Origin of the sequence: Sanguibacter sp. HDW7 (assembly GCF_011300875.1) — a bacterium.
In the GTDB taxonomy this organism is placed as follows: domain Bacteria; phylum Actinomycetota; class Actinomycetes; order Actinomycetales; family Cellulomonadaceae; genus Flavimobilis.
In genome coordinates, this window is sequence record NZ_CP049862.1 from 2325082 (window position 1) to 2350414 (window position 25333).

21 protein-coding genes are annotated in these 25333 nt (G+C 72.9%); 10 read left to right on the top strand and 11 right to left on the bottom strand.

The window, feature by feature from the left end:
- Window positions 1-370 precede the first annotated feature (370 nt).
- The 3 genes from G7063_RS10640 (at window position 371) to G7063_RS10650 (ending at window position 6060) form a co-directional block, all read left to right on the top strand.
- Window positions 371-4183, top strand: coding sequence for a multifunctional oxoglutarate decarboxylase/oxoglutarate dehydrogenase thiamine pyrophosphate-binding subunit/dihydrolipoyllysine-residue succinyltransferase subunit (locus G7063_RS10640; protein WP_166414366.1), 3813 nt, complete (start codon window positions 371-373; stop codon window positions 4181-4183).
- A 221-nt stretch (window positions 4184-4404) separates the two neighbouring features.
- Window positions 4405-5385: an aldo/keto reductase gene (locus G7063_RS10645; RefSeq protein ID WP_166414367.1), complete on the top strand. Its 981-nt coding sequence runs from the start codon at window positions 4405-4407 to the stop codon at window positions 5383-5385.
- A 75-nt stretch (window positions 5386-5460) separates the two neighbouring features.
- Window positions 5461-6060: a GDSL-type esterase/lipase family protein gene (locus tag G7063_RS10650; RefSeq protein ID WP_240916040.1), complete on the top strand. Its 600-nt coding sequence runs from the start codon at window positions 5461-5463 to the stop codon at window positions 6058-6060.
- A 69-nt stretch (window positions 6061-6129) separates the two neighbouring features.
- On the opposite strand, the gene G7063_RS10655 is transcribed toward G7063_RS10650, so the two are convergent.
- The gene (locus G7063_RS10655) at window positions 6130-7215 is read right to left on the bottom strand and encodes a type IV pilus twitching motility protein PilT (RefSeq protein ID WP_166414368.1); all 1086 of its coding nucleotides are present in this window, start codon (window positions 7213-7215) and stop codon (window positions 6130-6132) included.
- A 134-nt stretch (window positions 7216-7349) separates the two neighbouring features.
- Here G7063_RS10655 and G7063_RS15505 point away from each other — a divergent pair, with 134 nt between their 5' ends.
- Window positions 7350-7424 (top strand): 50S ribosomal protein bL37, encoded by a 75-nt coding sequence (locus tag G7063_RS15505; RefSeq protein WP_155859599.1) that lies wholly within the window; start codon window positions 7350-7352, stop codon window positions 7422-7424.
- Between the two features lie 218 nt (window positions 7425-7642).
- On the opposite strand, the gene G7063_RS10660 is transcribed toward G7063_RS15505, so the two are convergent.
- Together G7063_RS10660 and dapC are read right to left on the bottom strand one after the other, a co-directional pair.
- Window positions 7643-8941: a citrate synthase gene (locus tag G7063_RS10660; RefSeq protein WP_166414369.1), complete on the bottom strand. Its 1299-nt coding sequence runs from the start codon at window positions 8939-8941 to the stop codon at window positions 7643-7645.
- Between the two features lie 257 nt (window positions 8942-9198).
- Window positions 9199-10335 (bottom strand): succinyldiaminopimelate transaminase, encoded by a 1137-nt coding sequence (dapC, locus tag G7063_RS10665; protein ID WP_166414370.1) that lies wholly within the window; start codon window positions 10333-10335, stop codon window positions 9199-9201.
- 322 nt (window positions 10336-10657) lie between these two features.
- Here dapC and G7063_RS10670 point away from each other — a divergent pair, with 322 nt between their 5' ends.
- From G7063_RS10670 to cobA, 5 genes are all read left to right on the top strand, one after another.
- Window positions 10658-12385 (top strand): nitrite/sulfite reductase, encoded by a 1728-nt coding sequence (locus tag G7063_RS10670; RefSeq protein WP_166414371.1) that lies wholly within the window; start codon window positions 10658-10660, stop codon window positions 12383-12385.
- Window positions 12382-13287 (top strand): phosphoadenylyl-sulfate reductase, encoded by a 906-nt coding sequence (locus G7063_RS10675; RefSeq protein WP_166414372.1) that lies wholly within the window; start codon window positions 12382-12384, stop codon window positions 13285-13287. The genes G7063_RS10670 and G7063_RS10675 overlap by 4 nt, the downstream gene beginning before the upstream one ends.
- The gene (gene cysD, locus G7063_RS10680) at window positions 13284-14228 is read left to right on the top strand and encodes a sulfate adenylyltransferase subunit CysD (RefSeq protein ID WP_166414373.1); all 945 of its coding nucleotides are present in this window, start codon (window positions 13284-13286) and stop codon (window positions 14226-14228) included. The genes G7063_RS10675 and cysD overlap by 4 nt, the downstream gene beginning before the upstream one ends.
- A gap of 55 nt (window positions 14229-14283) precedes the next feature.
- Window positions 14284-15615 (top strand): sulfate adenylyltransferase subunit 1, encoded by a 1332-nt coding sequence (locus tag G7063_RS10685; protein WP_166414374.1) that lies wholly within the window; start codon window positions 14284-14286, stop codon window positions 15613-15615.
- 327 nt (window positions 15616-15942) lie between these two features.
- Window positions 15943-17226 carry a uroporphyrinogen-III C-methyltransferase gene (gene cobA, locus G7063_RS10690; protein ID WP_166414375.1) on the top strand — a complete coding sequence of 428 codons (1284 nt, stop codon included), beginning with the start codon at window positions 15943-15945 and terminating at the stop codon, window positions 17224-17226.
- 104 nt (window positions 17227-17330) lie between these two features.
- Here the strand turns inward: cobA and G7063_RS10695 are convergent, their stop codons facing one another.
- Together G7063_RS10695 and fdxA are read right to left on the bottom strand one after the other, a co-directional pair.
- Window positions 17331-18227, bottom strand: a complete 897-nt coding sequence (locus G7063_RS10695) for a hypothetical protein (RefSeq protein ID WP_166414376.1) — start codon at window positions 18225-18227, stop codon at window positions 17331-17333.
- Between the two features lie 172 nt (window positions 18228-18399).
- The gene (gene fdxA, locus G7063_RS10700) at window positions 18400-18720 is read right to left on the bottom strand and encodes a ferredoxin (protein WP_166414377.1); all 321 of its coding nucleotides are present in this window, start codon (window positions 18718-18720) and stop codon (window positions 18400-18402) included.
- 105 nt (window positions 18721-18825) lie between these two features.
- Here fdxA and G7063_RS10705 point away from each other — a divergent pair, with 105 nt between their 5' ends.
- The gene (locus G7063_RS10705) at window positions 18826-19098 is read left to right on the top strand and encodes a hypothetical protein (RefSeq protein WP_240916041.1); all 273 of its coding nucleotides are present in this window, start codon (window positions 18826-18828) and stop codon (window positions 19096-19098) included.
- Between the two features lie 54 nt (window positions 19099-19152).
- Here the strand turns inward: G7063_RS10705 and G7063_RS10710 are convergent, their stop codons facing one another.
- The 6 genes from G7063_RS10710 to G7063_RS10735 form a co-directional block, all read right to left on the bottom strand.
- Window positions 19153-20166, bottom strand: a complete 1014-nt coding sequence (locus tag G7063_RS10710; protein WP_166414378.1) for a prephenate dehydrogenase/arogenate dehydrogenase family protein — start codon at window positions 20164-20166, stop codon at window positions 19153-19155.
- A gap of 50 nt (window positions 20167-20216) precedes the next feature.
- Entirely contained in the window at window positions 20217-21137 is a 921-nt protein-coding gene (locus G7063_RS10715; protein WP_240916042.1) for a prephenate dehydratase domain-containing protein, read from the bottom strand.
- A gap of 8 nt (window positions 21138-21145) precedes the next feature.
- On the bottom strand, window positions 21146-22015 hold the full coding sequence (locus G7063_RS10720) for a hypothetical protein (protein WP_166414379.1): 870 nt from the start codon (window positions 22013-22015) through the stop codon (window positions 21146-21148).
- An 85-nt stretch (window positions 22016-22100) separates the two neighbouring features.
- Window positions 22101-23888, bottom strand: a complete 1788-nt coding sequence (locus G7063_RS10725; protein WP_166414380.1) for a VanW family protein — start codon at window positions 23886-23888, stop codon at window positions 22101-22103.
- 67 nt (window positions 23889-23955) lie between these two features.
- Complete coding sequence (locus G7063_RS10730) at window positions 23956-24360, bottom strand: DUF6113 family protein (RefSeq protein WP_166414381.1); 405 nt, start codon at window positions 24358-24360, stop codon at window positions 23956-23958.
- Between the two features lie 4 nt (window positions 24361-24364).
- The gene (locus tag G7063_RS10735) at window positions 24365-25330 is read right to left on the bottom strand and encodes a PIG-L family deacetylase (RefSeq protein ID WP_166414382.1); all 966 of its coding nucleotides are present in this window, start codon (window positions 25328-25330) and stop codon (window positions 24365-24367) included.
- Window positions 25331-25333: the final 3 nt, after the last annotated feature.

The following is a 25333-nucleotide window of genomic DNA, read 5'->3' on the forward strand; positions in this document are numbered from 1 at the left end:
CGGGGCGCGACGAAGGCCGCGCGGACGCAGGGTCCGGGCGCGGAGGCGGCGCGCCTGCCGTCCACGGCGCGACACACCGTCGGTCCGAGGCGCGGACAGCGGGAGCGGTCCCACTCGACACCGCGGGGTGTGACCTTCGTCACACTGATACACCTCCCTCACCAAGTGATGGCCGGCGGAGGTGAGTCCTTGGTCCTAGGCGACCCACCCCTTGTCCAGATTTTGCCTTCCGCACAGGCGTCGCTGGTCACCCGCCCGACGACGCCCCGGAAGGCCCTTCCCCGGCACGTAGTGTGGTGCTGACCGATGCCGTGCGTGCACGCTCCGTGCCCGCACGACCACCCAGTCTGTGGAAGAGGCGATCTGCGAAGTGTCCGGTAATGCTGAATCAACGTCGATCAGCGGGGCGAGCGCCACGTTCGGTGCGAACGAGTGGCTCGTCGACGAGCTCTATGAGCAGTACCTCCGGGACAAGAACTCCGTCGACCCGTCGTGGTGGGAGTTCTTCGCCGACTACACCCCGAGCACCACGGTGACCTCGGACGTCGACGTCACGTCGGCCGCCCCCGCAGCCCCCGCCGTCACCGCCTCGGGCGAGCCCGTCGCAGCGGCGCCGAGCGTGAGCCCGGCGCCGGACGCGAGCCCCGCCGCGACGCCCACCCCGGTCGCGACCCCCGCGACCGCGCCCTCCCCCGTGCCTCCCGCAGGCCACGGCACGACGCAGGTCCCGCTCGTCCCCACCGCGACGCCCGCGACCGCGCCCTACGCGCAGCGCGCCGCGACCCGCACGGACGCCGCGGCCGCCGCGACGGCCACGGAGAACGTCGAGAAGCTTCGCGGCCCCGCCGCACGCGTCGTCACCAACATGGAGGCGAGCCTCGAGGTCCCCACCGCGACCTCGGTGCGTGCCGTCCCGGCCAAGCTCATGGTCGACAACCGCATCGTCATCAACAACGCCCTGGCCCGCGGCCGCGGCGGCAAGGTGTCGTTCACGCACATCATCGGCTTCGCGCTCGTCGAGGCGCTCACCGAGATGCCCGCGATGAACGCGTCCTACACGCAGCTCGACGGCAAGCCCGCCGTCCACCACCCGGCTGACATCAACCTCGGCATCGCGATCGACCTGCCCAAGCCCGACGGCTCGCGCCAGCTCATGGTGCCCTCGGTCAAGGCCGCGCAGACCCTCGACTTCGCCGGGTTCTGGGCCGCGTACGAGGACATCGTGCGCCGCGCCCGCGGCAACAAGCTCGAGGTCGCGGACTTCCAGGGCACGACGATCTCCCTCACCAACCCCGGCACGATCGGCACGGTCCACTCGGTGCCTCGCCTCATGCAGGGCCAGGGCACGATCGTCGGCGTCGGCGCGATGGACTACCCCGCCGAGTTCCAGGGCGCGTCCGTCGAGCGCCTCGCCCGCATGGGTGTCTCCAAGGTCCTCACGCTCACCTCGACGTACGACCACCGCATCATCCAGGGTGCGCACTCGGGCGAGTTCCTGCGGATCCTCGGCACCAAGCTCCTGGGCGAGGACGGTCTCTACGACCGGATCTTCGCGGCGCTCCACATCCCGTACGAGCCCGTCCGCTGGGTCCGCGACAACACCGTGGACGACGACGTCGAGGCGGCCAAGCCCGCGCGCGTCGCCGAGCTCATCCACGCGTTCCGCTCGCGCGGCCACCTCATGGCCGACACCGACCCGCTGACCTACCGCGTCCGCCGTCACCCGGACCTCGACGTCCAGACGCACGGCCTCACGCTGTGGGACCTCGACCGCACGTTCCCCACGGGCGGCTTCGGCGGCAAGCCCAAGGACACGCTGCGCAACATCCTCGGCCTCCTGCGCGACTCCTACTGCCGCACGATCGGCGCCGAGTACATGCACCTCGCCGACCGCACGCAGCGCAAGTGGCTCCAGGCGCGTCTCGAGGCAGGCTACGAGCGCACGCCGCGCGAGGAGCAGCTGCGCATCCTCGGCCGCCTCAACGCCGCCGAGGCGTTCGAGACGTTCCTCCAGACGAAGTTCGTCGGCCAGAAGCGCTTCTCGCTCGAGGGCGGCGAGTCCGTCATCGCGCTCCTCGACGGCGTCCTCAACTCCGCCGCCCGCGCGGGTCTCGACGAGGTCTGCATCGGCATGGCCCACCGCGGCCGCCTCAACGTCCTCGCGAACATCGCGGGCAAGAGCTACTCGCAGATCTTCGCGGAGTTCGAGGGCAACCTCGACCCCAAGACCTTCCAGGGCTCGGGCGACGTCAAGTACCACCTCGGCACCGAGGGCACGTTCACGACCGACACGGGCGAGACCACGAAGGTCTACCTCGCGGCCAACCCCTCCCACCTCGAGGCCGTCAACGGCGTGCTCGAGGGCGTCGTGCGCGCCAAGCAGGACAAGATCGACCTCGGCGGCGACGGCTTCTCCGTCCTGCCGATCCTCATCCACGGCGACGCGGCCTTCGCCGGCCAGGGCGTCGTCCAGGAGACCCTCAACCTTGCGGGCCTGCGCGGCTACCGCACGGGCGGCACGGTCCACATCATCATCAACAACCAGGTCGGCTTCACGACGGGCCCCGGTTCCTCGCGCTCGACGCTCTACACGACGGACGTCGCCAAGGGCCTCCAGGTCCCGATCTTCCACGTCAACGGCGACGACCCCGAGGCCGTCGTCCGCGTCGCAGAGCTCGCGTTCGCGTTCCGCGAGGAGTTCGACCGCGACGTCATCATCGACATGGTCTGCTACCGCCGCCGCGGTCACAACGAGGGCGACGACCCCTCGATGACGCAGCCGCTCATGTACAACCTCATCGACGCCAAGCGCTCGACCCGCAAGCTCTACACCGAGACCCTCGTCTCGCGCGGGGACATCACCGTCGACGAGGCCGAGCAGGTCGCGCAGGACTTCCAGGCGCAGCTCGAGCGCGTCTTCACGGAGGCGAAGGAGGGGGGCTTCCAGCCGCCCGCGCACACCGAGGCCATCCGTGGCCTCGAGATCCCCGAGTCGCAGCGCGAGGACGCCGGCACGATGGTCGGCTGGACGACGGCGATCGACCGCTCGACCGTCGAGCTCGTCGGCCGCACGCACGTCAACCCGCCCGAGGGCTTCACCGTCCACCCCAAGCTGGCGCAGCTCCTCGAGAAGCGCGAGCAGATGTCGCGCGAGGGCGGCATCGACTGGGGCTTCGGCGAGCTCCTCGCGTTCGGCTCCCTGCTCACCGAGGGCACGCCCGTGCGCCTCGCGGGCCAGGACTCGCGCCGCGGCACGTTCGTCCAGCGCCACGCGGTCATGCACGACCGCGAGACCGGCGCCGAGTGGACGCCGCTGCTCTACCTCTCGCCCGACCAGGCCAAGCTCTGGGTCTACGACTCCTCGCTGTCCGAGTACGCCGCCCTCGCGTTCGAGTACGGCTACTCGGTCGAGCGCCCCGACGCACTCGTCCTGTGGGAGGCGCAGTTCGGCGACTTCGTCAACGGCGCCCAGACCGTCATCGACGAGTTCATCTCCTCGGCCGAGCAGAAGTGGGGCCAGCACTCCTCGCTCGTCATGCTCCTGCCCCACGGCTTCGAGGGCCAGGGCCCGGACCACTCCTCCGCACGCATCGAGCGCTTCCTCCAGCTCGCCGCGCAGGACAACATGTTCGTCGCGCAGCCCTCGACGCCCGCGTCGCACTTCCACCTGCTGCGTCGCCAGGCATACCACCGCCCGCGCCGTCCGCTCATCGTCTTCACGCCGAAGCAGCTGCTGCGTCTCAAGGCCGCCGCGTCGAGCGTCGAGGACTTCACGACCGGTACGTTCCAGCCAGTCATCGGCGACGCCGAGTTGGCCGCGAAGGCGGGCGGCGTCGACCGCGTCCTGCTGTGCTCGGGCCGGGTCTACTACGACCTGCTCGCACGCCGTACCAAGCTCGGCGACGAGCGCACGGCGATCGTCCGTCTCGAGCAGCTCTACCCGCTCGAGACCGAGGCCGTGGCCGAGGCCCTCGCACCGTTCGGCGACGCCGAGATCGTGTGGGTCCAGGACGAGCCCGAGAACCAGGGGCCGTGGCCGTTCATGGCGATGAACCTCCAGCACGCGCTCGGGCGTCTCATCCGCGTCGTCTCGCGTCCCGCGTCGGCGTCGCCGTCGACCGGCACGATGAAGCGTCACCAGCGCCAGAACGAGGAGCTCCTCGAGGCCGCGTTCACGCGCTGACGCCTCCCGTCACGCAGCCGAGGCCCGCACCCGCCAGGGTGCGGGCCTCACGCGTTCCCCTCGTCGTACAGGCAGGACGCGTCTAGCCGTCGGCATGGCGACGTCCTCCGGCGGCGCTATGTGAACGCTCATATCTCTGCACGCCCGGCTCGTCGGCATGGCCCGGACCCTCCGCACCCGAGCGCGGTCCGCGCCGCCGCGCACGGGGCTAGGGTCGGAGCATGCAGACCAAGCGATGGAGCGACGGACAGCAGGTCTCGGCGATCGGCCTCGGCACCTGGCAGCTCGGGGCCGACTGGGGCGACGTCGAGGAGAAGGACGCGCACGCGGTGCTCGACGCCGCGCTCGAGGCCGGGGTGACGTTCTTCGACACCGCGGACGTCTACGGCGACGGCCGCTCCGAGCAGATCATCGGCTCGTTCCTGCGGGCCCGCCCGGACGCCGCCATCTTCGTCGCGACGAAGGCGGGGCGCCGCATGCCCCAGGTCCACGAGAACTACTCGCTCGCGAACCTCCGCGCCTGGACCGACCGCTCGCGCCGCAACCTCGGGCTCGACACGCTGCCGCTCGTCCAGCTCCACTGCCCGCCCACGTCCGTCTACACGGACGACGAGGTGTTCGACGCGCTCGGGACGCTCGTCGACGAGGGCGCGATCGCGTCGTGGGGCGTGAGCGTCGAGAAGCGCGTCGAGGCACTGCGGGCGCTCGAGCGCCCGGGCCTCGCGAGCATCCAGATCGTCCTCAACGCGTTCCGCCTCGCTCCGTTCGACGACGTCGTGCCGACGGCCGTCGATCGCGGCGTCGCGATCATCGCGCGCGTCCCGCTCGCGTCGGGCCTGCTCGCGAACCGGTACACGCCCACGACGACGTTCGCGGCCGACGACCACCGGACCTTCAACCGCAACGGCGAGGCCTTCGACGTCGGCGAGACCTTCGCGGGCGTCGACTTCGCGACGGGCGTCGCAGCAGCCGCCGAGCTCGCGTCGCACGGCCCCGACGACCTCACGGCCGCCCAGGCGGCGCTCGCGTGGCTCGCGCAGCACGACGCCGTGACCACCGTCATCCCAGGCGCGCGCACGCCCGAGCAGGCGCGCGCGAACGCGGCGGCCGGGGCCGCCGCCCCGCTCCCCGCCGCGTACGACGAGGCCGTGCACCGCATCTACGACCGGGACGTCCGCGCCTCCGTGCACGAGCGCTGGTAGGCCACGCGGCGTGTCAGTGCCGCCCGGCGCTGCCGCACGGGTGACGATGGGACGAACCCCCGAGGAGGACCCCACGTGACCAGGAAGCTGCGCATCGTCGTCGTCGGCGACGAGCTCGCCGCCGGCGTCGGCGACCCCCGGGCGCTCGGCTGGGTCGGACGCGTCGTCGCCCGCACGACCGAGGTCGAGACCGAGCACTACGTCCTCGCCGCCCCCGGCGAGACGTCGACCGCCCTCTCCGCCCGCTGGGAGCGCGAGGTCGAGCCGCGCCTCACGACCGACCCCGACGTCGACCAGCGCCTCGTCGTCGCCCTCGGCCGCCACGACCTCACCGCCGGCCTCTCCGTCGCGCGCTCACGCCTCAACCTCGCCAACACTCTCGACGTGGCCGAGGCGCGGCACCTGCGCACCCTCGTCGTCGGGCCCCCGCCCGGCAGCCGCGCCGACGACGACCGGCTCGCCGATCTCTCACGCGCCTACGGCGACGTCGCCCAGCGCCGACGCGTCCCCTTCGTCGAGACCTTCACGCCCCTCGTCAACCACGACCAGTGGCACGCCGACCTCGCCGGACGCGGCGACGACCTCCCCCAGCAGGCCGGCTACGGCCTCATGGCCTGGCTCGTCCTCCACTCCGGCTGGCACCGCTGGCTCGGGCTCGCCGACCCCGACGCCTGAGCACCACCCACGAACGCCGCGAGGCCCCGTCCGGACGGACGGGGCCTCGCGTGCTTCGGGGTGCGGGCCTCAGACCTCGACACCCATGCCGCGCAGCGACAGCGTGAGATCCTGCGGGTTCGACGCCGAGACGATCGCCTCGTCGTACGTGATGCGACCCGAGACGACCAGCTCGCACAGGTGCTGGTCGAACGTCTGCATCTTGTAGTAGCCACCGTCCGCGATGAGGTCGGCGAGCGGCGGGTTGTCGAGCGGGTTGACGATCGCCTCAGCCGTACGACCCGTGTTGACGAGCACCTCGACCGACGGGCACCGGTTGTCGTCGACCGTCCGCACCAGACGCTGCGAGACGATGCCACGCAGCATCTGCGAGAGCGCCGTACGGATCTGCAGCTGCTCGTACGGCGGGAAGAAGTCGATGATGCGGTTGACCGTCTCCTGCGCGTCGATCGTGTGGAGCGTCGAGAGCACGAGGTGACCGGTCTCCGCCGCCTGGAGCGCCGCACGCACCGTCTCGATGTCACGCATCTCACCGACGAGGATGACGTCCGGGTCCTGACGCATCGCCGCACGCAGCGCCGTCGAGAAGTCCTTCGTGTCCTGGCGCACCTCGCGCTGCGAGATGATCGCCCTCTTGTCCTCGTGGAGGACCTCGATCGGGTCCTCGATCGTGATGATGTTGACCTCGCGGTGCGTGTTGATGAGATCGACCATCGCCGCGAGCGTCGTCGTCTTGCCCGCACCCGTCGGACCCGTCACGAGCACGAGACCGCGCGGCTCGAGCGCAAGGTCGCCGACGATCCCGGGAACACCGAGCTCCGCAAGGCTCGACGTCCCCATGCCGACGAGTCGGAACACCATCGCCGTCGTGCCACGCGCCTGGTACGCGTTGACGCGGAAACGCCCGACGCCCGCGACCGAGTACGCGAAGTCGGCCTCGTGCGTCCGCTCGAACTGGTCGACGAGGTCCGCGGGCAGCACCTGCGAGAGCATGTGGTCCGTGTCCATCGGCGTGAGCACGGGGACCTGCAGACGACGGAGCCGCCCGTCGACACGCACACGGGGCGCGGAGCCGACCTTGACGTGGAGGTCCGAGGCCTCGGCCTTGACGACGGCGTGGAGCAACGGGATGACGGACTGCGGCGTGGCGTTCACGCTACACAGTATCGGCCCATTCGGGCACAGACTTGAGCCTCGCGGGGCTCGGCGTGGCGGCCCGTTCGCCCGCACCACGTCGCGTGTGGGAAGATGGTCGATGGCCAGCACGTCACGAAGGACTTGGAGTCACCATGAGCAAGCGCGGACGCAAGCGTCGTAGCCGCAAGGGCAGCGCCGCCAACCACGGCAACCGCCCCAACGCCTGAGCATCGTCTCGGAGCGGCCGACCATCGGCACACGCAAGGCCCCGGAGCATCGCTCCGGGGCCTTCGTCGTCGCTGAGGGGTGCGCCTCTCCCCCGGGGCGGGCAGGTGCGCCGCGCTCGCACGCCTGGAATCGCGCGGGCCCCGGACCCCGCGGGCCCGGCGCACGAGAACGGGCGCAGGACCGCCGAGGCAGCCCTGCGCCCGTCGTGGGCCGTGAGTCAGCGGTTCTCGACCGGGACGTACGCGCGCTCCGTCGCGCCCGTGTAGACCTGGCGCGGACGGCCGATCTTCGTCGTCGGGTCCTTCATCATCTCGCGCCACTGCGCGATCCAGCCGGGCATGCGACCGAGCGCGAACAGCGGCGTGAACATCGCCGGGCTGAAGCCCATGGCCTTGTAGATGAGGCCTGTGTAGAAGTCGACGTTCGGGTAGAGCTTGCGCTCGATGAAGTAGTCTTCGTTGAGCGCGATCTCCTCGAGCCGCAGCGCGATGTCGAGCAGCTCGTCGCGCGCGCCGAGGGCGTCGAGCACCGCGTACGCCTTCTTCTTGACGATCGCCGCGCGCGGGTCGTAGTTCTTGTAGACGCGGTGGCCGAAGCCCATGAGGCGGACGCCCGCCTCCTTGTTCTTCACGCGCGACATGTACGTGTCGACGTCGTCGCCCGACTTCTTCAGATCGGTGAGCATCGTCAGCACGGCCTCGTTGGCGCCGCCGTGGAGCGGGCCCGAGAGCGCGTTGATCCCGGCCGAGACGGACGCATAGAGGTTCGCGTGCGCGGAGCCGACCATGCGGACCGTCGACGTCGAGCAGTTCTGCTCGTGGTCGGCGTGGAGGACGAGGAGCGTGTCGAGCGCGTCGACGACGATCGGGTCGGCCTCGTACGGCATGTACGGCTGCGCGAAGCTCATGCGGAGGAAGTCGTCGACGTAGCCGCGCGAGTAGTCCGGGTAGAGCAGCGGCTCACCGACCGAGCGACGGTGCACGTAGGAGGTGATCGTGCGGGTCTTCGCGAGGAGCAGGACGCTCGCGAGCTCGACCGTCTCGTCGTCGAACGGGTCGAGGGACTCCGGGTAGAACGTCGAGAGCGCGTTGATCGCCGACGCCATGACCGCCATGGGGTGCGCGTTGCGCGGGAACGTCCCCATGAACGTGCGGAAGTCCTCGTGGACGAGCGTGTGGCGGTTGACGCGCGTGACGAACGCCTCGAGCTCGTCCGCCGACGGCAGCTCGCCGTGGATGAGGAGGTACGCGACCTCGAGGAACGTCGAGCCCTCGGCGAGCTGGTCGATCGGGTAGCCGCGGTAGCGGAGGATGCCCTCGCCGCCGTCGATGTAGGTGATGCCGGACTCGCACGACGCCGTGTTGGTGAAGCCCGGGTCGAGCGTCACCTTGCCGGTCGTGCCGAGGAGCGAGGAGACGACGATGCCGTCGTTGCCCTCCGTCGCGGGGACGACGGGGAGGTCCTGGGTGACCTGACCGACGGTGAGCGACACACCGGTCTGCGCGTTCTGGGTCATGGTGTCCTTCCTTGGGGCCGGGCCCGAGGGCTGTGGCCGCGTACGTCCGTGAGCGTCGACGACCTCCCGGGATCCTCCGCGCGTGCGGAGGCCCGGCCTGCGGACCTGGGTGTCCCACGTCCGGCGGGCTGCGTCGACCGTCTGGGTCGACGGTACCCGCGCTGAGCGGCCCGGGACCAATCCTCACGGGTCATCTGCGGGTCAGAATCCGGTGATGAACGTCACAAAGCGTGGGACGAACGTCCCGACCTGCGCGATCACGCGTCCACGAGCGTGCTCAGTCGGTTCGCAGCGGCTTCCGCGCGCTCGTCGGTCACGGTGAGCGCGACGCGGACGTGCCCCTCGCCCGCCGCGCCGTAGAACGCACCGGGCGCGACGAGCAACCCGATCTGCGCGAGGCGGTCGACCGTGGCCCAGCAGTCGACACGCTCACCCGCCGGCCGCACCCAGAGGTAAAGGCCGGCCTCGGAGTGGTCGATGACGAAGCCTGCATCGGTCAAGGCCGCACCAAGGAGGTCGCGCCGCGCCCGGTAGCTTTCGCGCTGCACGGCGACGTGCTCGTCGTCGTCGAGCGCCGCGACCATCGCCGCCTGCACCGGACCCGGGACGATGAGCCCGAGCTGCTTGCGCAGGCCGAGGAGCGCGCCGACGAGCGCCGGGTCGCCCGCGACGAACGCCGCGCGGTAGCCGGCCATGCTCGACTGCTTCGACAGCGAGTAGGTGACGAGCAGGTTCGTGTGGTCGTCGCCGCACACGCGCGGGTCGAGGAGGCTCGGCACGGTCTGCGGGTCGTGCGGCCCGTCGCCCCAGCCGAGCTCCGCGTAGCACTCGTCGGAGACGACGACGGCACCCGTGCGACGCGCGGCCTCGACGACCGCGCGCAGCTCGGCGACGTCCGCGACGCGCCCGTGCGGGTTGCCCGGCGAGTTCACCCAGACGAGCCGGACCCCCTCGCGACCGTCCCAGTCGCGCACGTCGTCGGTCGCGAGCGACGTCGCCCCTGCGAGGCGCGCGCCCACGTCGTAGGTCGGGTACGCGACGGCCGGGTGGACGACCGTGTCGCCCGCGCCGAGGCCGAGCATCGAGGGCAGGAGGCCGACGAGCTCCTTGGAGCCGACCGTCGGCAGTGTCGCGTCGGGCGCGACCGTCACGCCGCGGCGCCGCGCGAACCAGCCCGCGACCGCCGCGCGCAGCGCCGGCGTGCCTGCGGTGAGCGGGTAACCGTGGGCGTCGGACGCGGACTCGAGCGCGCGGCGCACGACGTCCGGGGTCGCGTCGACGGGGGTGCCGACGGAGAGGTCGACGATGCCGTCCGGGTGCGCGGCCGCACGTGCCTTCGCGGGCTCGAGGAGGTCCCACGGAAAGGCGAGACCTGCGAGGGAGCTCAGCCCCATCGGGTCACCCCCGCGCGCTCGTCCCGCGATGCAGCGCCACCCACCATCGTCATCCCGTCCTCCCCGTTCGAAGCCCCCACACTACGACCGACACCCCCTCCCCACCCCAACCCGTCCAGAACCTCTCGCGAGATAGGGGTGCAACGTCGAGACAGGGGCCCAGGGGCCCCTATCTCGCGTGCACGCCCCTATCTCGCGGACGGGGGGTGCGGACCGTGACGGGGTGTCAGATCAAGTCGTCCCGGATGGCGGGACAGGTTGTTCCGCGCGGCGGAGGTTCCTAAGTTCTGGGTCACCGACCACCGCACATCGAGGGGACACCATGACGACGACAGCACCCGGCCAGCCCGAGGCCGCACCGCGCGCCTCGCGCGGCGTCGCGCGCCCGTCCCGCTCGACCCGCCCCCAGGGGCAGTGGAAGGTTGACGGCACCGAGCCCCTCAACGCCAACGAGGTCATCAAGCAGAAGGACGACGGCCTCAACGTCCGCGAGCGCATCGAGACGATCTACGCGGCCGGCGGCTTCGAGTCCATCACCAAGGAAGACCTCCACGGGCGCTTCCGCTGGTGGGGCCTCTACACCCAGCGCCGCCCCGGCATCGACGGCGGTCGCACCGCCTCCCTCGAGCCCCACGAGCTCGACGACGAGTTCTTCATGATGCGCGTCCGCTCCGACGGCGGGGCCCTCACGACCGAACAGCTACGCGTCATCGGCGAGATCTCCGTCGAGTTCGGCCGGTCGACGGCCGACATCACCGACCGTCACAACATCCAGCTCCACTGGATCGACGTGCGTGACGTCCCCGAGATCTGGCGTCGCCTCGAGGACGTCGGGCTCTCGACGACCGAGGCGTGCGGCGACGTGCCGCGCGTCATCCTCGGCTCCCCCGTCGCCGGGGTCGCCAAGGACGAGATCATCGACCCGACCCCCGTCATCCGCGAGATCGTCGACCGCTACATCGGCGACCCGACCTTCTCCAACCTGCCGCGCAAGTACAAGACCGCGATCACCGGCCACCCGAGCCTCGACGTGCTCCACGAGATCAACGACCTCGGGCTCGTCGGCGTCGTCCACCCCGACCTCGGCCCCGGCTACGACGTCTGGGTGGGCGGCGGGCTCTCCGCGCAGCCCCGGCTCGCCGAGCGTCTCGGTGCCTTCGTCACCGAGGAGCAGGTCCCCGACGTCTGGGTCGGCGTCACCTCGATCTTCCGCGACTACGGTTTCCGCCGGCTGCGCAACAAGGCCCGCCTGAAGTTCCTCCTCGCCGACTGGGGCGCCGAGAAGTTCCGCGAGATCCTCGAGACCGAGTACCTCGGCTACCGCCTCGCCGACGGCCCCGCGCCCGCACCCGCGCCGCGCTCGGGCGACCACGTCGGGGTCCACGAGCAGAAGGACGGGCGCTTCTACGTCGGCGCGGCCCCCTACGTCGGCCGTGTCTCGGGCGAGACCCTTCTCGAGGTCGCGCGGCTCGCCGAGGCCGCCGGGTCCGGTCGCATCCGGCTCACGCCCCAGCAGAAGCTCCTCGTGCTCGACGTCCCCGCCGAGCACGTGCCGGCGCTCGTCGACGGTCTGCGTGCCACGGGGCTCGAGGCCGAGCCCAGCGCATGGCGCCGGTCGACCATCGCGTGCACCGGCATCGAGTTCTGCAAGCTCGCGATCGTCGAGACCAAGGGGCTCGCGCGCGAGACCATCCAAGCTCTCGAGACGCGGCTCGACCGCGGCGAGCGCCGCCCCATCACGATCAACGTCAACGGCTGCCCCAACGCGTGCGCCCGCACGCAGATCGGCGACATCGGCCTCAAGGGCCAGATCGTCACGACCGCCGACGGCGAGCAGGTGCCCGGCTTCCAGGTGCACCTCGGCGGCGGCCTCTCAGGTCACCGTCGCGACGAGGGAGGCCTCGGCCGCACCGTCCGCGGCCTCAAGGTCACGGCCGACGATGTCGCGTCCTACGTCGACCGCGTCGTGAGCCGCTACGACGCCGAGCACGAGGGCGACGAGACGTTCGCCGACTGGGCCCTTCGCGTCGACGACGAGGTGCTCGCATGAGCGCCGTCGACCTCCCCGGGCCCTTCGGCCTCGCGCTGCCCGGGCTCGCCGGAGCGGGCACCGGGCAGGGTGTCGTCGGGCAGGGACGCGCCGGTGACCTCGCGGCGTTCGGTGCCGCGGGCCGCGCCCGCGCGGCCGAGCACGAGCGGGCGCGCGTCGCGCACGCCGCGGCCCGCGCCGCACGCGACGCACGCCGCCGCAGCGACGACGAGCTCAAGCGGCTCGCCGCCGAGGGTGCTGCGCTGCTCTCGCCCGCCGACGGCCCCGAGGCGAGCGCCGACGAGATCTCCGCGTGGGCCGCCGAGACCTTCGGCGACCTTCTCACCGTCGCCTGCTCGATGGCCGACCTCGTGCTGCCGCACGTCGTCGCGCAGCGCGCCCCCTGGGTCGACGTCCTCTTCCTCGAGACCGGCTACCACTTCCCCGAGACGATCGGCACCCGCGACGCCGCCGCGGCCACGATGCCCATCACCGTCGTCGACGTCGCCGCGAGGCAGTCCGTCGCCGAGCAGGACGCCCAGTACGGACCCCGCCTGCACGAGCGCGACCCCGGCCTGTGCTGCGCGCTGCGCAAGGTCGCCCCGCTCCAGGCCTCCCTCGGCGGCTACGAGGCCTGGGTGACGGGCGTCCGCCGCGACGAGGCCCCCACGCGCACCGGCACGCCCCTCGTCTCCTGGGACGAGAAGAACCGCCTCGTGAAGATCAACCCGCTCGCCGCCTGGTCGTTCGACGACCTTCTCGGCTACGCGACGCAGCACAAGGTGCTGCTCAACCCGCTGCTCGACGACGGCTACCCGTCGATCGGCTGCGCTCCCTGCACCCGCCGGGTCGCCCCCGGCGAGGACCCTCGCTCAGGACGCTGGGCAGGGCTCGACAAGACAGAATGTGGGCTCCACGCATGACGACCACCACCGACGCCCCTGCCGCGCAGGCCGCGCCGTACACCCTCAGCCACCTCGACCAGCTCGAGTCCGAGGCGATCCACATCATCCGTGAGGTCGTCGCCGAGTTCGAGCGCCCTGCGCTGCTCTTCTCGGGCGGCAAGGACTCCGTCGTCATGCTCCACCTCGCCGCCAAGGCGTTCTGGCCGGCGCCCGTGCCCTTCCCCGTCGTCCACGTCGACACGGGCCACAACTTCCCCGAGGTCCTCGCGTACCGCGACGCCGAGGTCGAGCGGCTCGGCCTGCGCCTCGTCGTCGCGTCCGTGCAGGACTACCTCGACGACGGTCGCCTCCAGGAGCGTGCCGACGGCACGCGCAACCCCCTGCAGACGCAGCCGCTGCTCGACGCGATCTCCGGCGGCCGCTTCGACGCCGTCTTCGGCGGCGGCCGACGCGACGAGGAGAAGGCGCGCGCCAAGGAGCGCGTGCTGTCGCTGCGCGACGAGTTCGGTCAGTGGGACCCGCGCAACCAGCGGCCCGAGCTGTGGAACCTCTACAACGGCCGGCACCGCCCGGGCGAGCACGTCCGCGCGTTCCCGCTGTCGAACTGGACCGAGCTCGACGTGTGGCGCTACATCGAGCGCGAGAACATCGCGCTGCCCGGCCTCTACTACGCGCACGAGCGCGAGGTCTTCGACCGCGACGGCATGCTCCTCGCCGTCGGACCGTACTCCGCCCCGCGCTCGGACGCCGAGGCGGCGTCCGTCCGCACCGAGGTCGTCCGCTACCGGACCGTCGGCGACATGTCGTGCACCGGCGCCGTCTCGTCCGACGCTGTCACGGTCGCCGACGTCATCGCCGAGGTCGCCACGACCCGCATCACCGAGCGCGGCGCGACCCGCGCCGACGACCGGATCTCCGAGGCCGCCATGGAGGACCGCAAGAAGGAGGGGTACTTCTGATGCTCCGCTCCCCCATCGCGTCCCCTGTCTCGCCCGCCCGCAAGGAGATCCTCCCGTGAGCACCGCCACCCTCCCCGCGTCCGCGACGCTCCTGCGTCTCGCGACGGCCGGCTCGGTCGACGACGGCAAGTCGACGCTCGTCGGCCGCCTGCTGTTCGACTCGAAGTCCGTCCTCGCCGACCAGCTCGACGCCGTCGAGCGCGTCTCGCGCGACCGCGGCCTCGAGGGCGCCGACCTCGCGCTCCTCACCGACGGCCTGCGCGCCGAGCGCGAGCAGGGCATCACGATCGACGTCGCCTACCGCTACTTCGCGACCGCGCGGCGCGCGTTCGTCCTCGCCGACTGCCCCGGGCACGTCCAGTACACGCGCAACACCGTGACGGGCGCGTCGACCGCCGACGCCGTCGTCCTGCTCATCGACGCACGCAAGGGCCTGCTCGAGCAGACCCGCCGCCACCTCGCCGTCGCCTCGCTGCTGCGCGTGCCCCACGTCGTCGTCGCCGTCAACAAGATCGACCTCGTCGACTACTCGGCCGAGCGCTACGCCGAGCTCGCCGCCGAGATCCGCGCCACGGCCGCCGACCTCGGCGTGCCGGCGATCCACACGGTTCCCGTGAGCGCGCTCGTCGGCGACAACGTCGTCGACCGGTCGGCCGCGACGCCGTGGTACGACGGTCCGAGCCTTCTCGAGCTCCTCGAGGACCTCCCGGTCGGCGAGGACGTCGCGGCGCAGCACCTGCGCTTCCCCGTCCAGGTCGTCCTGCGCCCCCAGGGCGCCGCACGCGACCCGCTGCACGTCGACTACCGCGGCTACGCGGGCCAGATCGCCGAGGGCGTCGTGCGTCCCGGCGACGAGGTCGTCGTGCTCCCTTCGGGGAAGCGCACGCTCGTCGAGGCGATCGACACGGCCGACGGGCCGCTCGCCGAGGCCTTCGCGGGGCAGTCCGTCACGCTGCGGCTCACCGACGAGATCGACATCGCCCGTGGGGACCAGATCGTCGCCGCCACCGACGTCCCCGCGCTCACGCAGGACGTCACCGCGACCCTCGCGTGGCTCGGCGAGAATCCGCTGCGCCCCGGCCAGCGCGTGCTCGTCAAGCACACGACGAAGGTCGTCCAGGCGATCGTCCGCGACGTCGTCGGTCGCCTCGACCTCGACGCCGCGCACCTCGTGCCCGGCGACGCGCTCGAGCTCAACGACATCGGTCGGGTCCAGCTGCGACTCGCGGCGCCGATCCCCGCCGAGGAGTACGTCGACCACCGGCGCACGGGCGCTTTCTGCGTCATCGACCCCGCCGACGGGCGCACGCTCGCCGCAGGCATGGTCGGCGACGCGCTCGCCGCCGCACGTTTCCCCGGCGACCGTCCGGTCGACTTCGCGATCTGAGCGCACGCACCCTGGCGCGGCCCCGGCCGGGCCGCGCCGGGGTGTCGTCGTCGGGAGCTGGTCCCTCGGACTGCGCGTCGGGGTGCCGGTCGCCGGGCCTGCGAGATAGTCCTCTGCGCGCGACCTAGGACTCCCGCCGTCCTAGGTCGGGCGCAGAGTACTATCTCGGCGACGGCGACCGTCCCGGCGCGCGTCCGGCTGGGCCGACGCACGCACGGGTGGGCAGTCGTGCAGCTTGCCGGGGCACGGCCCGACGGGCCGTCATGCGGTCGAAACCTCGCGGTCGGTAGGATCACGGACGCCCGACCAACCGACCTCGGAGGCACCGTGGACACCTCGACCACCGACCCCGCCTACCCGCTGACGCTCCGCGTCGCCGGTCGCCGCTGCGTCGTCGTCGGCGCCGGGCCCGTCGGGACCCGGCGCGCGCTCGCGCTCGTCCGCGCGGGTGCGGTCGTCACGGTCGTCGCGCCCGTCGCGAGCGCCGACGTCCGTGGTGCCGCCGCACGGGGCGAGCTCACCTGGGAGCAGCGGCCGTACGCGACGGGCGACCTCGCCGACGCCTGGGTCGCGCACACCGCGACCGGCGTGCGTGCGATCGACGAGGCCGTCTCCGCCGACGCCGAGGCCGCTCGCGTGTGGCTCGGCCGCGCGGACGACCGCACCCGCTCGAGCCTCTGGTCACCTGCAGTCGCCCGCATCGACGACATCACCGTGACCGTCGGCGCCGGCGGCGACCCCCGCCGCGCCATGGAGCTGCGCGACAAGATCGCGGGGGCCCTGCGCGAGGGCACGATCAGTGCCCCGCGCCACCGCGCCGCCGCGAGCACGACGCCGTCGCCGCTCTCCGCCGTGCCGCCGGCCGAGCCCGTCCCCGCACCTCCCGGCGTCGGCTCGGTCGCGCTCGTCGGCGGCGGCCCCGGCGATCCCGGCCTCCTCACGCTCCGCGCCGCGGAGATGCTCGCGCAGGCCGACGTCGTCGTCCTCGACCGCCTCGCCCCGCGCGCCGCGCTCGAGCACGCGCGCGACGACGTCGAGGTCGTCGACGTCGGCAAGACCGCCGGCACGCACCCCGTGCCGCAGGAGGCCATCAACGCGCTGCTCGTCGAACGCGCTCTCGCGGGCCGCAGGGTCGTACGGCTCAAGGGGGGCGACCCCTACGTCTTCGGCCGCGGCGGCGAGGAGCTCGACGCCTGCGCGGCGGCGGGCGTGCCCGTCGAGGTCGTCCCCGGCGTGACGAGCGCGATCTCGGTGCTCGCAGCCGCCGGCATCCCCGTCACCCACCGCGGGCTCTCGCGCGGCTTCACCGTGCTCACGGGTCACGACGACCTCGGCACCGTGCCCGACGCCGCCGACCACACCCTCGTCCTCCTCATGGGTCTCGGCCGCCTCGCGACGACCGCCGCAGAGCTCGTCGCCCGCGGCCGCGACCCGCGCACGCCCGCCGCCGTCCTCGAGGACGGCTTCGGACCGCGCGCCCGCACGACGCTCGGCACGCTCGCGACGATCGGCGAGATCGCCGTCGCCGCCGGGGTGCGCGCGCCGGCCATCACCGTCGTCGGTCCCGTCGTCACGCGCGCACCGGGGTGGGCGCACACGTCCGACGGCTGAGTCTCGCCGACCGATCGGTCGGCCGTCGGCACCGCAACCAGCGAGGCGGATCGCGACCCACCTGCCGTCGAGCCGTCATGCCGGCGCATGCTCGCCGACGGCGCTCAGACCGTCGCGGCGCTCCGCGGCGTCACGGCCGAGAGCTCCGCGAGCAGCTCCGCGGTCCTCAGCGCAGGACGGTCGAAGCACTCCCCGAGCCGCACCCAGTCGCCCAGCAGCGTGCGCGTCTGCGCGGCGTGCCGACCGAAGTGGTCGCGCGCGTACGCATCGACGTCGAACGGCGTCACACGATGCAGGAGCCTGAGGACCGACGCGACGACCGGCGCAGCAGCCCGCGCGGGCGTACCGCCGTACGCGGCCGCGAGCGCCTCCCCCGACTCGCGTACGACCGCGACGACGCGACGCGCGTCCGCCGCGGCCCGCCGACGGTCCCAGCCGTGCCGCTCGAGCATCGCGACGGTCGCCATGGGCACGACCGCGGCGTGCAGCGGCGCGAACGCCGGCACGTCCTTGAGGCGCAGACGGTGCGGGTCGAGCGCCTCGCGCAGCATGTCGGCGGCCTCGCCCGCGAGCCCGACGCCCGCGCCGCCCGGCTGCCACCAGCGCACCGCGTCGCGGCCCTGCGCGAGGAAGCCCGGGGCGACGAGGCCCCACGGGCGCCCGTCGGCCGCGTGCGCGAGCGCGTCGGCCTCCGACGGGACCTGCGTGACGGACGCGAGCGCCGCGCGCGGCGACGCCGCTAGAAGCGACTCGAGCGCCGTCGCGTCGACGGGAGCGGTCGTGAGGACGACGTCCCACTCGCGTGCCGCAGCCTCGGCGAGCGGCAGGGTGAGGACCGTCGTGCGACCGGACCGGCGCGGCCGGCGGCGGTGACGGGCGACGTCGAGGGCGAGCGTGCCCGGGGCGTCGTCACGCGTCGCGAGGACGACGTCGGTCGTGCGCCGGGCGGAGGCCGCAAGGACCTGGGCGACCGGACCGCGGCCGACTAGAAGGAGCTTCACGTCCTGATCGTCCGCCTCGTCCGGCACCGTGCGCGCGACGTTCCGAGATACGGGACCGGGCCGTCGTCGCAGCGGCCTATCGCCCTCGGGAACGTCGCGGAACGGCAGGAGCCGGGTCGTCGTCCGACGACCCGGCTCCTGCGACCGGTCCCAGCGCCCCGCAGGGCGCGGCTCACTCGCCCTGGGGCGGGAGCGCCTCGATGAGCGGGTGGTCCATGTCGATGAGGCCCATCTTCGCGGCGCCGCCGGGCGAGCCCAGCGTGTCGAAGAAGTGCACGTTCGCGCCGTAGTAGTCGCTCCACTCCTCCGGGACGTCGTCCTCGTAGTAGATGGCCTCGACAGGGCACACCGGCTCGCACGCGCCGCAGTCGACGCACTCGTCCGGGTGGATGTAGAGCGAACGGTTGCCCTCGTAGATGCAGTCGACGGGACACTCCTCGACGCACGCCTTGTCCTTGACGTCGACACAGGGCTGCGCGATCACATACGTCACGGTCCGACCTCCTCAAAAGTTCTCGCCCCAGTATCCCCTGTCAACGGGGCCGCCGGGACACCATCGGGGCAGCGTCCCGCGTGGTGGGCGTCCTAGACTCGGGCCGTGACCTCCGCAGACCTTCCTCCGTGGCGCGAGTGGGCCGTCGGGACGCGTGTCATGGTGCGCCGGACGCTCGCGGACGACGCGCACCGCTACACCGACGTCCTCGGCGAGATCGTCCGGACCGACGCGAGCGGCCTCGTGCTTCGCACCCGCACGGGTGACGAGGTCGAGGTACCGGGCGACGAGATCGCGATCGGCAAGCCGGTCCCGCCGCCCCCGGCGAGGCGCCGCCCCCGCCGCTCCCCCGACGAGCCGGCCCCTACCGACCCGTAGCACCCCTGCACACTCGGGATCGTGCAACGGTGCGACGAGTCGCGAGAGGTGGGGTCAGGGGGTCGTGAGGGTGACGGCGCTCGTACGCTCGTCTGCTCCGACCACGAGGGACGTCGGGCGGGAGAGGAGCTCCGCACGCCACGTCGACTCTTCGAGCGTCAGCGTCGTGCGGGCGTCGTCCGGTCCCGCGACACGGGCCCCGGCACGCACGGCGGCCGCCTCGTCGAAGAACGCCCCCACCGGCGCGCCCGCGTCGAGCGCGTCGGCGAGCGCCGCAAGCTCCGCAGCAGCCCGCCGCAGGACGGGCGCGACCGCCGCCGCGTTGTCCGTCACCATCGCCTCCGTACGTCGCGGGTGCGTGCCCGCGACGCGCGTGCCGTCGCGGAACGAGCCCGCAGCGAGCGCGAGCGCGAGGTCCGTGACGTCCGAGCCGCCCACGAGCCGCAGCAGCTCGCTCGCGACGACGTGCGGCACGTGGCTGACGAGCGCGACGGCCTCGTCGTGCACCGCGGGCGTCGTCACACGCACGACGCCGCCGAGCGGACCCGTGACGAGCTCCGCGACCCGGCAGAACGCGTCGAGCCGCGTGTCGTCCTCAAGCGTGAGCGCCCACCGGGCACCGTCGAGCAGCGACGCATCAGACGCCGCGTAGCCGGCCTGCTCCGTGCCCGCCATGGGGTGCGCGCCGACGAAGCGCGACGCGAGACCCGCCTCGCGCACGACGCGCGCGACGGCGCCCTTGACCGAGCCCGCGTCCGTGACGACGGTCCCACCACGCACGTGCGCCGCGACCTCGCGCGCGACGTCGGCCATCGCCCGCAGGGGTGGCGCAAGCAGCAGCACGTCTGGCTCCGCCACGCAGAGCTCGGCGATCGTGCGCGCGGGCACGACGCCGTCGGCCGCCGCGGCCTCGAGCGCCGGCAGCGACGGGTTCCACGCGTGCACCTCGACGCCCTGGGCGACGAGACGCCGCGCGACCGAACCGCCGATGAGCCCGAGCGAGACGACGCCGACGCGCCGTACACCGACCGCCGACGAGCCGGCGCTCGGCACGTCGCGAGCCAGCACGTCGCGAGCCAGCGGATCGCGGGGCGGCACGCCGTCCTGCGCTTCCCCGCTCACCACAGCAGCTCCCGGGCGACAGTCGCGTCGTCGGACCCTGCGCGCACCGAGCCCGCCGGCACGCGCGACGTGTCGAAGCCCGCGTCCGTCCCCGCCCGTGCCGGGAAGACGCCGAGCGTCTTGAGCGAGTCTCCTGCGCCGAGCAGCTGCGCGAGCAGCGCGCGCACGTGCGGCTCCCACGGCGCGCCGTCGAGCGTCACGACGAAGACGTACGTGCCCTCCTGCGCCTTGAGCGGCCGCGTGATGAGGGACGACATGTTGACGCCCCGCTCGCCGAACGCCGCCGTGATGCGCGCGAGGACGCCCGGCCCGATCTCGTGCGGCGTGATCGCGAGCATCATGCGCCACGACACGCTCTCGTCGTGCCGCGACGCGAGCTCGGTGCGCGCCGCCTCGCGGTCCGTCACGAGGAGGAAGCGCGTGCGCGCGCCCGCGAAGTCCTGCACGCCCGTCGCGAGCGTCGTGAGCCCGTAGAGCTCCCCGCACAGCGCCGGCCCGAGCGCGACCTGGTGCGGCTGCACGTCCCGGCACGCCGCCGCGTTCGACGACGCCGGCACGGCCGTGAGCCCTCGCGCCGCGATCCACGCTGCGCACTGCGCGAGCCCGTGGGGGTGGGCCGTCACCTCCGTGGGCGACACCGCCGACGGGTGCGTGAACGCGTCGAACGCGACCTCGACGGTCACCTCGTCGACTGCGACGACGTCGCGCGCCGCGACGATCGCGTCGAGCGACGGCACGACGTACCCTTCGACCGAGCTCTCGATCGCGACGACTCCCGCGTCCGCGCGACCCGTCGCGACGTCGTCGTAGACGTCCGTGACGAGCGGACGCGGGACGGGCGTGCCACGCGCGGGAAGCGCGAGCGCCGCCGCGTGCGTGAAGGTCCCCTCGGGGCCGAGGTACGCGAGCGAGGCCACGGGAGCCCTCAGTCCCTCGAGGCCCACACGGGCGCGACCGCGGCGGGCCCGGGCTGGAACGCCCCACCCGTCATGACGCCGAGCACCCGGTGCGCGACCCCGCGCTCCGCGAGCTGCGCCTTGAGAGCGCGCAGCGGCGCCGACGTCGGCACCGAGAACGACGCGAAGAAGACGTGCGGGCCCTCGGCCGACGGCTGCGACCTCAGGTGCTGCAGGTCGATCCCGGCCGCCGCGACGAGCTCGAGCGTCAGCTGGAGCGAGCCCTTGTGGTCGTCGCGGGGTCCGAACGCGAGCCACACCTGAGCGGGCTCGTCGAAGTCTGCGGGCTCCGGGACGGGCTCGACGAGGCCGTACCAGAGGGGTGCGCGCTCGCTGAGGGTCGAGGATCCGGGGATCTCGGTGAATCCGGCGGGCACGTGGTCGCGCTCGACGACGAGCGAGCCGTGCTCGCCCGCCAGGGTGATGCGGTCCGCGAGCGACGTCCGCGCAGGCACGAGGTGCGGGTTCGCGCCGAACGTGCGCAGCTGGTGACGGCAGTCGCGCATGCCGGCCTCGTCGATGACGACGTGCCCGTCGAGCTCAGTGCCGCGGGCGACCCACACCCAGCGCGGTGCGACGGCCTCGACGGCCGTGACGCGCAGCGACGCCGAGCTCGCGAGCAGCGCACGCTCGAGGTCGTGGTCGGGAGCTGCAGGATGGCCGACGTGCATGACGCCGCGCATCCCCTGGATCCGCGAGACCGTGTCGAGGGCCGCCGTCATCGCGCCGAGGTCGAGCAGGTCGCTCGGCTCGTCGAGGTTCTCGTGCGTGTCCCAGCTGCCCTGCCGCGCCGCCGCGAGGGCGTGCGCGCCCGACTCCCGTTCGCTCCTGCCGAGCATCGCTGCCGTCCCTCCCGGTGCACGCGACCCCGGACGGGCCGCGCAGCGATCCTACCGAGCGTCCGCCTCGCGAGCGGCCGCCGTCTCAGTCGTCGTCGGACTTCTTCGGCTTCTCCGACGCCGGGTCGGGGCCGCACACGTAGCGGTTCTGCGGCGTGTAGCGCCACGCGTTCGACTCGTCCTTGACGACGGCGCCGTCGAGCGAGACCTTGCGCGTCACGGTGACAGCGAAGCCCGGCGAGCCGGCGCCCTGCGCGATGCAGCCGGCCTCGGTCGAGTAGACCGTGCGCGGCTGGACGACGTCGCGCCGCGGCGACGTCGTCGAGCTCACCTTGTAGTGCGGGGTCGACCAGAGCTTGACGACGACCTTGCCGTCCTTGACCCACGACTGGATGAGGATGCCGTACGGGGTGTCGTTCTTGATGCGCATGTCGATCGACCCGACGAACATCGTCGACTCGCGGCCCTCGGGGTAGCGCGTGAAGTAGAAGCTGTGCGGGCGGTGCTCGAGGATGTCGACGCCCGCGAAGTAGAACGCGTTGTACGTCGTCGTCGCCATCTGCGAGAGGCCGCCGCCCACTCCGTCCTGGAGCCGGCCACGGTCGATGACGCCGGCGTTGACGTACCCGGCCTCGAGCGTGATGGGGCTGAGCGTCTCGGTGAGCGACCACTCCTCGCCCGGCTTGATGAGCTGGCCCGTGATCTTCTTCGCGGCAAGCGTGAGGTTGGCGTTGCGGGCCGCGTACGAGTCCGTGAGGGGCGTCGTGAACTCCGCGACGACCTTCTTGACGCCGAGCGCCTCGAGCGCCTTGCGCGAGCTGTCGGACTCGGTCTCGACGAGCTTCGTCGTCGCGGTACGGGTGCCGGGAGTGGTCGCGGCCGTCAGCACGGACGCGGTCAGGGCGTCGCGGTCGAGCGCGAGGCCCGACTTGCCGCCCGAGATCGACGGCTTGCCGTCCTTGAAGACGAACTTCGCCCCGGTCGCCTTGGTCTCGAGATCCTTGGTGCGGGAGAGGACGGCCTTCGCGACGGCGTCCTTGTCGAGGTCGAGCACGAGCGCGCCGTCCTTCGCGACGAACGTCGCGGCGGCGCCGAGCGCCGAGATGGGCAGCTCGGCCTTCTGGCCGTCGACCTCGACGCGCACGGGCGCGGAGACGAGAGCCGTCCCGGTCTTCTGGGCGGCGTCGGTCTCGGCCTGCGTGATCTGCGGCTCGATCTCGCTCGTCGGCAGGTCCACCGGACCGGTCGACGTGAGGTAGGAGCCGAGGATCTTCGTGCGCGCACGCTCGACGTCCACGTCGAGGCCGGGGACGGCGTCGATCTTCTCGACGCGGCCGTCGACGAACGCGACCTTGCCGTCGACCGGCTCGGTGCGCAGGCTCACGGCGGTCTCGGCGATCGCGTCCCGCAGCAGCCCGTCGTCGATCGTCAGCGACGGACCGATCTCGTCGCCGCCGAAGAGCGTGCGCACGAGGTCGCCGGGTGCGAGGGAGAAGCCGGTGAGACCGGCGACGGTGCCGCGCGCGTCGAGACCGAGGCCGGCGGCAGCCGGGTCGATCGACGCCGTGAGCTTGCCGGCCGTCACGGAGATGGGCTCGCTCGCGCGCGGGCCGAGCTCGGACTCGAGCAGGCTGATCGCGTCGGCGCGGCTCTTGCCCCCGATCTCGAGACCCGCGACCGTCGTGCCGCGCGGGATCTGGTCCGCCGTGACGACCTGGGCCGCGACGTAACCGCCTGCGAGCACGACGACGCCGAGCGCGCCCCAGAGCGCGACGGTGAGGCCGCGACCCGTGCGCACCTTGGGCTTCTCGGGCTCGAACCCGTCGAGCGGGGAGCCCTTGCGTGCGGTCGTGCCCGTCCGGTCCTGCGTCATACGTCCATCCGTTCCTGCCGTCGTGGCCCGTGGCCACTCCCCCTGGTGCGCGCCCGGTCGCGCGCGCTCATCGTACGTTCTGGTCCTGTGCGACGGCTGGGACCGTCCGTCGCTGTGTCCGGCCTGCGGCGACGTCCGCGAACCACGACCTCGGGAGCCACAGCACCGCGAGGACGAGCAGCACCGTCCCGTACGCCCACACGTAGCCCGTCGCGTCCGCGACGACCTGCGTGTCCCCTCCCGGCCCGCCCGCCGCGAGCACCTGTACGGCGACGACCCAGCCGACGAGGTACGCCATGACGGACATCGGTCCGAACGTCGAGCGCATCCAGACCGCGGCCGCCACGCTCGCGACGAGCCCGAGGACCAGGCCGACGGGCACGAGGGAGCGGTGCCCGAAGGTGCCCAGCACACCGATGACGACGCCGACGACGAGCGCGGCGAGGAACGAGAGCGTCCGGTGGAGCGTCATCCGCTCACGCTACCCGTCGGACGGCGTCGGCGAGCGGCACGGATGCCCACCGGGCGGTCGCGTCGGTCCCGGGGACGCCACCGTCTGCGCCCAGGAGCGCATAGGTCGCGACGCGAGGAAGTCCCATGACGACGAGGTTGGAGAGAGCGAGAACGCCCGCGAGCAGCGGGTCCGACGCCGGCGCTGCCGTCACGGCGGTCACCTGGGTCGCGTGGGCCCGCAGGGCGCCGACGACGTCGTCGAGGACGTCTGTGACGTCGACCTCGGCGACGATCCGTCGTTCGGCGACGACCGCGGGCGGGCGTCCCGCAGCGGGAAGCGTGAGGCCGTGGTCAGCGCGCACGTCCGCGACCCACCGGGCGTCCGCGAGGTGCGCGCGCACGGCGGCGTCCGTCGCGGGAGGCGTCGAGGGGCACAGCAGCGGCGGCACGTCGACGCCCGCCGCGGCGAGCAGCGCGAGCGCCCGCACCGTGACGTCGTGCGTGCGCACGTGGTCGGGGTGGCCGTAGCCGCCGCCCGCGTCGTACGTGACGACGACGTCGGGCGCGAGCGCCCGCACGTGAGCCGCGAGCACGGCCGCGGCGTCGGCCGCAGGGACGCTCGTGAACGCCGACGGACCCGCGTCGTCCGCAGGTCCGGCCGTGCCGCCCGGGACGTCGACCCAGCGCATCCCTGAGTCGACGACGGTCGCCGGGAGCGCCCGTGCCCCTGCGGGCACGGGGAGCGCGTCGAGGAACGCGTGGCCGCTCACGCCGAGCGCTGCGAGCGCGGCGGCGAGCTCGGTCGTGCGGTGCGCGGCGAGCGCCGGGCCGTCGCCCTCGAGCGCGTGGAGCGGCCCGAGGACCTCCCCGCGCTCCCCGCGCGTGCACGAGACGACGAACGCCTCCCCCGTCCGCGCCCACGCCGCGAGCAGAGGCCCTGTGGACAGGGTCTCGTCGTCGGGGTGGGCGTGGACCGCGAGGAGGCGCACGTC